Annotated in this window: 8 protein-coding genes; 5 read left to right on the top strand and 3 right to left on the bottom strand. The window is 54.6% G+C overall.

Going from position 1 to position 10,085, the window contains the following annotated elements; all coding sequences use genetic code 11:
- The coding region (locus tag G512_RS0113135; RefSeq protein ID WP_028482121.1) for an IS3 family transposase at positions 1-273 on the bottom strand (273 nt) is incomplete at its 3' end.
- 294 nt (positions 274-567) lie between these two features.
- Between G512_RS0113135 and G512_RS21095 the strand changes: the two genes are divergently transcribed.
- Positions 568-1,158, top strand: a complete 591-nt coding sequence (locus G512_RS21095) for a hypothetical protein (protein WP_143181465.1) — start codon at positions 568-570, stop codon at positions 1,156-1,158.
- Positions 1,148-1,540 carry a hypothetical protein gene (locus tag G512_RS0113125; RefSeq protein ID WP_036489781.1) on the top strand — a complete coding sequence of 131 codons (393 nt, stop codon included), beginning with the start codon at positions 1,148-1,150 and terminating at the stop codon, positions 1,538-1,540. Before G512_RS21095 ends, G512_RS0113125 begins: the two co-directional genes overlap by 11 nt.
- 304 nt (positions 1,541-1,844) lie before the next feature.
- Here G512_RS0113125 and G512_RS0113120 read toward each other — a convergent pair whose 3' ends face one another.
- Together G512_RS0113120 and G512_RS0113115 are read right to left on the bottom strand one after the other, a co-directional pair.
- Positions 1,845-2,060, bottom strand: a complete 216-nt coding sequence (locus tag G512_RS0113120; RefSeq protein ID WP_028482118.1) for a hypothetical protein — start codon at positions 2,058-2,060, stop codon at positions 1,845-1,847.
- Between the two features lie 172 nt (positions 2,061-2,232).
- Positions 2,233-2,568 carry a hypothetical protein gene (locus tag G512_RS0113115; protein ID WP_028482117.1) on the bottom strand — a complete coding sequence of 112 codons (336 nt, stop codon included), beginning with the start codon at positions 2,566-2,568 and terminating at the stop codon, positions 2,233-2,235.
- 328 nt (positions 2,569-2,896) lie between these two features.
- On the opposite strand from G512_RS0113115, the gene G512_RS22190 reads away from it, so the two are divergent.
- From G512_RS22190 to G512_RS0113100, 3 genes are all read left to right on the top strand, one after another.
- Positions 2,897-7,114, top strand: coding sequence for an autotransporter outer membrane beta-barrel domain-containing protein (locus G512_RS22190; RefSeq protein ID WP_081657483.1), 4,218 nt, complete (start codon positions 2,897-2,899; stop codon positions 7,112-7,114).
- A gap of 176 nt (positions 7,115-7,290) precedes the next feature.
- A complete protein-coding gene (locus G512_RS21090; RefSeq protein ID WP_051269322.1) occupies positions 7,291-8,376 on the top strand; it encodes a TIGR03032 family protein in 1,086 nt (361 codons plus the stop codon).
- A 559-nt stretch (positions 8,377-8,935) separates the two neighbouring features.
- Positions 8,936-9,886, top strand: a complete 951-nt coding sequence (locus G512_RS0113100) for a siderophore-interacting protein (RefSeq protein WP_407636267.1) — start codon at positions 8,936-8,938, stop codon at positions 9,884-9,886.
- The last annotated feature ends 199 nt before the right edge of the window (positions 9,887-10,085 follow it).

Here is a 10,085-nt window from a genome sequence, read left to right as displayed (position 1 = left end):
GAGCTTTCTGGACAAAAAATCGTTGGCAACCGCCAGCTCCCCGATCTTGGCGTGGAGCTCTTTCACCTGCTCTTCGTCAATCTCCGGCTTTCGTTTGCCGCCACGTTCAAAAACGTCCGAAGCGCCTTCCAGCAGGGCACGCTTCCATTGATGGATCATGGTCGGATGAACCCCGAAGCGGCTCGCCAGTTCCGATATCGTCTCTTCGCCCTTCAACGCTGCCAGGGCGACTTTCGCCTTGAACTCCGGCGAGTGCTGCTTGCGTTTCGACATATCTGATCTCCTTTTCTCGAAGACCAGCAGACAACAAATCGTAGCTTACGTCAGTGTCCGATTTTCGGGAGGTAGCTCAGTCAGCGGTCTTCCCTTTCGCCAACACTGTGGGATTGGATTATTGCCCCTGCCCACGCGCAAGGGGGGTGCGCCATCAACGCCGGGGGAGAAGTCGTCGTTCTCTCGCCGGATGCAGCCAAAGCCTGCCTGACCGTTTTCTCCCAGACTGTGAAGTATGCGGCAAGTGTTGCCACAAGCGCACAGGGTGCTCTTGCGACAGCGCTTCTTGTGGCCATGACCACCCCTGCCGGGGGCGGCCAGATCCATAAGGAAATCGCGGCCGAAGGCGGCAAACTTATCACCATAACGGGGCATGGGGATGAACTGATCCGCAAGATCATCGTCACCTATCCAACGGGCGAAGAAGTCGTCATCCGCGGTTTTGTGACTGAGCAGGACAACGGCTTTGTTGTTGATCAGGGCTTCATCAACGGCGAACTCATGCCGGAAACCATGCTGGAAGGCATGACCGCTGACCTCAATGACACCAGCCTCAATGTTGTGTATGCTAAGCAAAATGCCCCAAAGGGGGGAGTAGGAGATTTTTTCAGTGGTGGTAGAACGCCGAGGGCCAGCGATTTAAGCTCTTGGGCTGAATCCCAAGGCTGGACCGCAAGTCAAACTGCGAACGGACCACTGAAATACACCGACTCTAGCGGTGTTGTGCGACTTACTATCAAAGGTGGCAGTGATCGCGCTCCTGGTAGTGCTGGACCTCACATCGAAGTTAGGGACGCTACCGGTCAGCGAATCAATCCAAGAACGGGTGAGCCAGTTACAAGAAGGTCACCAGACAACCATACGGAGATTGATTATGATCTTTGAGGGCGCGCATGGTTGGAGCAATTATTCAAAGATACCAGCACTGGAATATTTATACTTAGAGGACAGCTATGTTTTGGGTATTGTTTCCACTGATGATACCATTGAGTTTAAAATGGAGTTTGTGTTGATACAGGATCATCCTTTGTATTGTGATCCACAACCGGGCGAACAATATTGCTACAAGAGAGGCAGGCTGAAATTCGCAAATATACAAAACGTGAGGGAGTTTTTACGCACCAATTCGAGGGCCGTCGATGCGACGGGAGAAGTGGACTTTGGTAATATTGATTCATTTGTCAGCCAAAAACAACGATATGTTCTCGAAGGTGAGTGGGGAAAGCTAGATATCGAGTCGGACGAACCTTCGGTCACCTACATCTAATGCAAGAATAATGTAACTGCTCCGCCTCCTAAGCCAAACCCTCTGCGCGCTGCTTTTCGTGGCGTTTGGAACGGTTGCAGCTTTTGCTGTGTCGGGAAAGAGGCAATCAAAGCAGGCGACTACATATAGTTATCGCGCCATAAGCCGACTAAGACATTTGAACTCGCAAAAAGATCCTCATCCGCGATGAGGACAAGCAGCAGGAGCTGGAGGAGAGCGGCGCAACCACCTCACTCGCCTCCCTCAACCGTGACGTCACCATCGCCCAGGAAATTACCCGGGACGAAGAAGATTACGTCGGCGTCTATGTCTCCGACACGGCGGTGCGGGCTGGCCGAATAGCGGAAATGTTCTTGAAATGCAGCCTAGGAACAACGAGGTCATCACTCGTCATGGCAGAGGTTATGCCGTAGCTGGTGAGCGTATTTAAATCCGCGACGACTATTACCGCACTTCTGGTGATCGTTCCAGATAGGACGATCACCAGCATGTTCTGAGCCATCTTTGTTGGCCTTGCCATCTACCTCGCTTGACGTCTCGCCCGGCAGCATTCTCGAAAACCTTCGTTTCGGTTCTCACGTGCCATTGACGAACACTGGATCGACCCGGTTGTCGGCCTGCGCGGACAAGTGTTCCTCACGCCCGAGTGGTCTTCATCCAGCAGCGGCAGTGTGGGCGGCTTTGGCCTTGTGTCAAACTTCACGTGAGGGTTTGAGGTCGGTGCTGAATACCACTTCAATGATAACATCGCGCTGCATCTTCAATACGAAGCGATCGGTGTTGATTACGATAACGACAAGGCCGGTGGCTCCAGTTTTACCTAGAATAGGGTGGCACATGGCCCTGCTGGGCGTGGCTTTCAACTTCTGATCATGCTGCGGAAGGGCAGAAAGCGCTGGGGCATGGCGTTTTCTCAGGCTATTTTGCTTCGCCGCATGACTATTTGAGACGGTGTAAGGCAGCAAATAGCGCTGCTTCCATCGCATATACAAATCACAAGAGCCCGGCAGCGGTTCCAGTATTGACATCACAGTGTCGCTAGATCGTCTGTGTTGATTTCAATATCCCCAGTCATATGCGACCGAAAAAGGCCATTTATTGTACTGATTTAAATCGGAAATAAGGATTCTTGTTTCGACAAGAGACGGTTACGCCTCATTGGCCATTATCACACCTGTTTTTCCACGTGTTTTCTAAGCAAACAAAAAATGTATTCTTCTTCACGAGTATGCGTTCCATTTTTTAGTATGCGTTGCGTAATAAACAAGTCGATGGGCTAACCTATCTGCATTTTAGTAAGTATAGCAGACGCGTAAACTAGCGTTTTCTCGCCACAAACCAAAAGGGTACATTGTCATGACTTCCCAACGCGGGATTCCTACTGGCACGCGCATGATTTTGCGTGGCGGACGTCTTAAAAAGGTAAATGGTTTATTAATCAGTTGTGCGCCGCTTGCCTTGTGTGGCGGATTGTATCTGGGTAGTGGCATTGTGCCAGCCACGGCCGGCAGTTGTACGGAAACCGGCGGTGTAGGCTCTGGCATTTACACGTGTACAGGGGCGGCAAATGCGGGCGCTGACACTACCGAAGATTTGGATCCGGCAGCCGGCGTCGACCTGGAGATCACGACCGATCCCGGCTTTGGCATCGATACCTCGACCTCCGGGGGAGCTGCTTTCGATATCTACACCACGGGAAATGGAGGTAGTGTTCAGTTCACGGATACCAATGCGTCTAACATAACCGGTGAGTCCGGAATCCTTATTGATCAGACGCCGTTTTCTTTTGTTGGCATACGCTCCATAACAACGAATGGCACCATCACGGCAACCAATGGCTTTGGTATCGATGTATACGGAAACAGCGACGATATCACCATTGAAGTCAACGATGTTTCAGGCACTGCAGGCGGCATTGACGTTGAGAATGACGGTTCTGGTGTGATCGATATCACGTCAACGGGAGACGTAAGCTCCACCAACGGGATTGGCATCAACACCTATATGGGCGACCCGTTTGACACAACGACCATTGATGTTGTCAACGTCACCGGCACGACAGGCATTTCCGCTGTCAGCCGCAACGATTCAATCAGCATCACATCGAGCGGTACGATCACCTCAACCACCGGCACGGGCCTATTTGCCGAAACCCTTTCGGGTTATTCAGGTTATATTGATGTCGACGTAGTTGAGGTCGATTCCGCAGGAGGCGGCATTGAAGCAATACACAACGGTCTCAGTGGTCCTGCAACCGTAACGGCCATGGGAACGATCGATGCAAATGGCGGCATTGGCGTGGACCTGACCAACAACGGCACGTATTCCGCCGTTGAAGTTGTGGACGTGAACAGTACCGACACGGGTATCTATGTTGATGATAACGGCTTTGGTGCTGTCAGCGTAACATCAACAGGAACCATCGATGCAGGCAACAAGGGAATTAACGTTCAAAGTGACAACACCACCTATGACGTGACCATCGTGGCCAACGAGGTGATTGCAACGGATAATGGTATCGAGCAGCGCCATTACGGCGGGGGCAATGTTTCCATCACGGCAAATGGCCTTGTCGATGCCGGTGGGATTGGGATTGATGGCCGGGCGTACGCGGGCAGTGAGAACATGGTCATCACAACATCGGAGGTTGACGCTGATGATGATGCAATTGAAGCAGATCACTATGGCACGGGCATTCTGGACATCAACGCCAATGGAACACTGACCTCAGGCAATAGGGGTGTGGATGCTGAACTTGTCAACGGAACGAACCTTTACGTTGATGCTGTAGACGTCGATGCTCAAGGGGACGGACTTTATGCGTCCAGTCAGGGAACGGGTTTTGTAGAGATTACCGCAACGGGTGATATTTCCGCAGGCGAGGATGGGGTTGATGCCCTCCAATACACCAACGGAACGGATCTCACCGTAACCACAAACAACATCACTGCCGATCAAGATGGCATTGAGGCAGACAATCTTGGAAACGGCGAAACAATCATCACGGCCAATGGCGACATTTCAGCAGGTCAAGATGGTGTCGATGTACTGCAATATACCAACGGAACAGATGTTACCGTAACCACGAACGCGGTTGATGCTGGTGGCGACGGCATCAACTCTAACAACCTGGGAACCGGGGAAACAACCATCACCTCAAATGGACCCGTTACGGCAGATGGCGCGGGTATAAGCGCAACCAACTACGGCGCAACAACCACCAACTTGACCGTGGATGCCGGCGACGTGTCAGGCGCCTCCGGCGGCATTGAAGCAACCAACCGCGGTACGGGCGACACCAACGTTAGTTCTGATGGGCTTGTGACCTCCTCGGGCGGCATCGGGGTTGAGGCCACCGTTGCCAATGGGCCCCTCACACTTGATCTCAACGATGTCACCGGCGCAACACGCGGCATTTCGATACAAAACTATGGCAGTTCCGGCACGGACGTAACAATCTCGGGTGACGTGGAAGGCACAGGCTCGGAAGGTCTGTACAACAACAACAGCAGCGGAGAAGAAACCACTGTCACGGTCACGTCAACAGGCAGCATCACTGGCGGAGGCGGCACTGCTATACTGGATTATTACCCATCAAGCCAGATGAGCGTGACATCCGCGGGCGACATCACGGGCGATGTCATTCTGGGCACAGGGGATGACGCCTTTACGCTGACGGATGGCACCGTGACCGGCGACATTTACGGCGATAACACCACACCAAGCGCCTCTGACGGGAATGATACCTTCACTTGGACCGGCGGGACGTTGGTCGGCGGGTTCAGCGGCGGCGACGGCGATGATACGGCAACGGTCGGCGCGCTTGGGCCCGCGGAAATGTCCGGCACAACACGCATTGATGGGGGCGCAGCCGGAGAGGGGTCAGCGGACACACTCACGTTTGACGGCACCACATTCCGAGGCGGCAGTTTGCCGGCCGATGATACCAGCTTCGGTGTCAATCTCGGAGAAGGGTGGGACACCATCAACTTCACCAATGGCACCTCGTGGACACTGACAAACGATCTGACCGTTGACGGAAACGCAATCAACGTCGATGCAACGTCCACCTTGTTTGGCGGCGATGGTGTCAATCCGGAACTCTCCACGCTTTCTGGATCTCCTCCCCTCATTGTGACCAATGCTGGTATCATAGACCTGACAAACGGCACGTCCGGGCCTGCCGACACCTTCACCATCACCGGCAACTATGTTGGACAGGATGGCACCTTGCGGGTTCAAACCGTGCTTGGGGACGATGCCTCGCCAACAGATCGCCTCACCATTTCCGGCGACACCTCTGGTACAACAAATGTGTTTGTTACCAACGTTGGAGGCACTGGGGCTCAAACCAACAACGGCATTCTGGTCGTGGAAGTGGGTGGCAATTCTAATGGCCAGTTTGCGCTCGCCAATGGTGATTATGTTTTGCCCGATACGGGGGAGGATGCGATTATCGCAGGCGCGTTCGCGTATGCCTGGCGGCAGAAGGGCGATGGCAGCTGGTATCTGGAATCTCAAGTTACAGATGCCATGCCGGATGGGCCCAGCGGACCATTGTATCAGCCAGGCGTGCCCATATTTGAAGCCTACCCTCAGACCTTGATGCAATTGACAGATCTGCCAAGCCTTCGCCAACGGGTTGGCGACCGCGTCTGGTCAGGCTCGACCCTCAGTTTCTGCGATCAGGAACGACTGCAAAATCGGGGCAAAGACAGGTGTGAACGCGGAGAAGTATGGGGGCGGGTTGAAGGGGCGTTTGCGTCGTTCGAACCGGCGCGGACAACCAGTGATACCACGTTTGACACCAGCTCGGGCTTGATTCAGGTCGGGGTCGATCTGCCGGTCATGGAAGATGCGAACAACCTGATCATGCTTGGTTTCACCGGCCAGTATGCGCGATCAGACATGGACGTTTCGTCGTTCTTCGGCAACGGGTCCATCGACACCCACGGGTTGGGTGTGGGGGCTACCCTGACATGGTACGGGGAGCAAGGCCTCTACGCGGATGCTCAAGGACAGATCAATTGGTACGAAAGCGATCTGAGGTCTGACCTGTTGGGCAACCTGAGCAACGACAATGATGCGCATGGCGCAGCCATCAGCCTGGAGGTGGGGCAAGAATACGCCGTCCATTCAGACTGGATAGTCACGCCGCAAGCGCAACTGGTTTACGCCAATGTGGGCTTCAACAGCTTTGGCATGACACTGCAAAACATGACTGCAGCCAGGGTCTCACTGGATCGTGCAGACAGCCTGCGCGGGCGTCTGGGCGTGGCAGCTGAGCATCAGCGCCAATGGAGCGACGACAATGGTTCGACAAATCGGCTGAATTACTATGGCCTGGCCAACCTGTTCGGCGAGTTCCTTGACGGTTCAACGGTCGATGTCTCCGGGGTGGATCTGACATCCAGGCAAGACCGCCTCTGGGGCGGCCTTGAGGTCGGCGGCACCTACTCTTGGAAAGATGATCGTTTTGCGGTGTTTGGCCAAATGTCGGCGGATACGAGCCTTGCCCACTTCTCGGATAGCTACAGCGTGGCAGGGCGTGCGGGCTTGCGAGTTCGCTGGTAAAAATTCAAGGGATGTCAATGGCTTCCGCGCCCATTACTGTACCACCGAGGTGAGTTAAGGGGCGCGGATTTCTTGTTACAGGCCGGCCTGTTGCGAGCCTCCTGTGGAGGGACGCATCCCTCCACAGGAGGCCGGTTGGTCCGTGCAAGATGGTGAACAGCAGAGAGTAAAGTATCATGGCGGATGGTAAAAAAGAGCAGACCAAGGATCTCAACGAGTACAGCGGGTCCGGCGGATTGACGGAGTTTCTGTCAAAACACAATATTTCTCTCGCCTTTTCTTCCTATCAGTCCGGCATTCTTTACTTTCTGGGACGCAAGCCAGATGGAGGCATTCAACTCCACCAATGCGGTGCCTCCAAGCCAATGGGTCTTTACTACAATGCCAAGGGCGGTTTGCTGTTAAGTGCAGGATCACAGATCTGGTACATGGAAAATACATTGGCGGCCAATGAAAGGGCCAACCAGATCTTCGATGCGTGTTTTGTGCCGCGCCAGATTCATAATACGGGAAGCCTGGACAGTCACGATATCGTGCGGGATCGGAATGACCGAGTGCTGTTCGTCAATACCAGATTCAACTGCATCGCCACCACGTCGGCACGGCATAGTTTCGTCCCCATCTGGAAGCCGCCATTTATCGACGCAATCGTTGACGAGGATCGATGCCACCTTAACGGGATGGCCATTTCGCAAGAGGGAGAGGTGACCCACGTCACAGCTCTTTCCCGTTCCAACACGATTGACGGCTGGCGAGACCGCAGGGCGGACGGCGGTGTGGTCATTGATGTACGATCCAACAAAATTGTATGCGAAGGGTTATCCATGCCCCATTCGCCCCGGTGGCATGACGGGGAACTATGGATTGCCAACTCAGGTACAGGCGAAATAGGCGTTGTTGAAAGCCTCGAAACAGGAATGGGCACCTTCAAGCCCCGTGCGTTCTGTCCGGGCTTTTTGAGAGGGCTGTCCTTTTATGGCGGATATGCGTTTGTTGGCTTGTCCCGTCCGCGTTACAAGCGTTTCGAAGGGCTTGCCCTCGACGACCGTTTGGTCGAGGCCGATAGTGAAGCGTGGTGCGGCATTCAGATCATCGATATCTCGAAGGGGACCTGTGTAAACTGGTTCCGGATCGATGGGCCCGTCATGGAGCTTTATGATGTGACAGCCATTCCGGGTTACAAATGTCCAATGGCAATCGCACCGGGAACGCGCGAAATCGCGAATTTGATCACGTGGAGCAAGGAAAGCGAGTTTGCGTGACCAGTAGCAAGAACAGGCGCCGCCACCCGGCCAAACTCGCCTAACCATCCCCTCCACGCGCCTGCGACTCGCGCTTGCTCATGATTGGCCATCTCATGGCCGTTTGCGCCGCATATGCTTACCACGCACGAGAGTGTTATTTTTTAAATTCTTACCGGTGACTTTATAGCTTTGAGGTTACACCTTGGCGCAGGGTCGGCACATGCTCTTGAGGTGGTGGGGCAACAAGCGACGGTCAGGTGCGCCTGTCGTCAAGTCCGTATGTAAGAACCTGTCACTCACTTCGTGGCGTCGGGCCGCATGGGGCTGACATGGAGCTAACAGGACGCGCGCTTGGGCTATCAACACCCCGGCAAACCATGGAGGTTTTTCTTGTCCTATCACCGCAAAGTCTCTTAAAAAGGGCCGCTGCTGCAGTGCTCAAGAAATCAAGGGACCTTGTATGGCCTATCGCGCCTCGACTACCATTGCTGTGTCTGAACCAGCCCGTGCAGTTAAAACACTGGCTGAGCACGCGCGGGAGCATAATGCAACGGTGAACGAAACCGGTGCTGGTGCAATGGAAATTGATCTAGGGGCCAACAAAATACAGGTGTCCTCCAGCGACCGAACCTTTCTTGCGACAGTTGTCGGCGAAAGCCAGCCGATGGTCTACCTGTTGAAGGAGGCCGTTGCTGAACATCTGGCAGAGATTTACCCCGGTGTCATGGAAGAGATGCTCTGGAGCGATGCGGCCTCAGCGTCATCCGAGGCCCGGTATCCGGCTGGGTTTTATCAGATGCGCCTAGTTGGCCGCTGCGAGCCCATGGCCGGCCTCATTCGCTTGCGGCTTGCGGGCGATACCGATGTGACCCCGCTTTCAGGTCCGGGCTTTCATGTCAAACTGATGCTGCCATTGAACCCGGCAGCCGAGCCTGTTTGGCCGCAGGTGCACCCCAACGGGTTGACGCAATGGCCAGAAGGCGCCGATGCCCTGCACGTGCGCTACTACACCATCAAATCCGTTACGCCTTCAACATCAGAGGTAGAGATTGATGTGGTGCGACACCGTGGCGGCCGAATCGCTGAATGGGCGGCCAGCGCTGAAACGGGCGCGGTCATCGGGCTTTTGGGTCCTGCAGGGGGCGAACTTCCTGAAAACGCCGCCTCGGTTCTTCTGTGTGCTGACAAGACGGCCGTGCCGGCCTTAGCGCGAATGGTGGCCTGCCTGCCGGAAGGCACAAAAGGGCATCTTGTGGGCGAAGCAGCAAGTGTTTCCGACCTGAAACAGTATCTTCCCGATACTGCGCTGGAGATGCGCGCCGTGCCTGCGCGAGAGTTTAACGAGGTCCTCCCTGATCTTGCCAAATCCTTGAGCGCGGTCGCGCCGCCGCAATTCGCGTGGTTTGCAGGCGAACACGCAACGGCGCAGAAAATGCGCAGACTTTTCAAGGCAGATTTGAAGCTGCCAAAGGGCCGTCAGTTCGCCATCAGCTATTGGCGCAAGGGCCAAGTAAAAAACGCCATCTAACAGCCGCGGGCGCATATAGCTGCTCGCGCGGTGGGGTGCCTGCCATGATCACCCCCCCCCAATTCCTATTAGTTAATAGTTGCAATAATGCAACGCTTCGCGGCGGGTGTTTTGGTTCTGCGCACTTAAACTTGAATGCAATATTCAGCTATGTAATGTGCGCCCCGTTACCCAGCCAGGCGCGCTGTCGCCAAGCCAC

This window comes from Pseudovibrio exalbescens DSM 16456 (assembly GCF_000422785.1).
Lineage (GTDB): Bacteria > Pseudomonadota > Alphaproteobacteria > Rhizobiales > Stappiaceae > Pseudovibrio > Pseudovibrio exalbescens.
This window is presented reverse-complemented; position numbering and strand designations above follow the sequence as displayed.

Bases quoted from the DNA above. Each gene is read 5' to 3' on its own strand.
- G512_RS21095 (WP_143181465.1), top strand. From the start codon at position 568: ATGACCACCCCTGCCGGGGGCGGCCAGATCCATAAGGAAATCGCGGCC.
- G512_RS21090 (WP_051269322.1), top strand. From the start codon at position 7,291: ATGGCGGATGGTAAAAAAGAGCAGACCAAGGATCTCAACGAGTACAGC.
- G512_RS0113120 (WP_028482118.1), bottom strand. From the start codon at position 2,060: ATGGCAAGGCCAACAAAGATGGCTCAGAACATGCTGGTGATCGTCCTA.
- G512_RS0113125 (WP_036489781.1), top strand. From the start codon at position 1,148: ATGATCTTTGAGGGCGCGCATGGTTGGAGCAATTATTCAAAGATACCA.
- G512_RS22190 (WP_081657483.1), top strand. From the start codon at position 2,897: ATGACTTCCCAACGCGGGATTCCTACTGGCACGCGCATGATTTTGCGT.
- G512_RS0113115 (WP_028482117.1), bottom strand. From the start codon at position 2,568: ATGTCAATACTGGAACCGCTGCCGGGCTCTTGTGATTTGTATATGCGA.
- G512_RS0113100 (WP_407636267.1), top strand. From the start codon at position 8,936: ATGGAAATTGATCTAGGGGCCAACAAAATACAGGTGTCCTCCAGCGAC.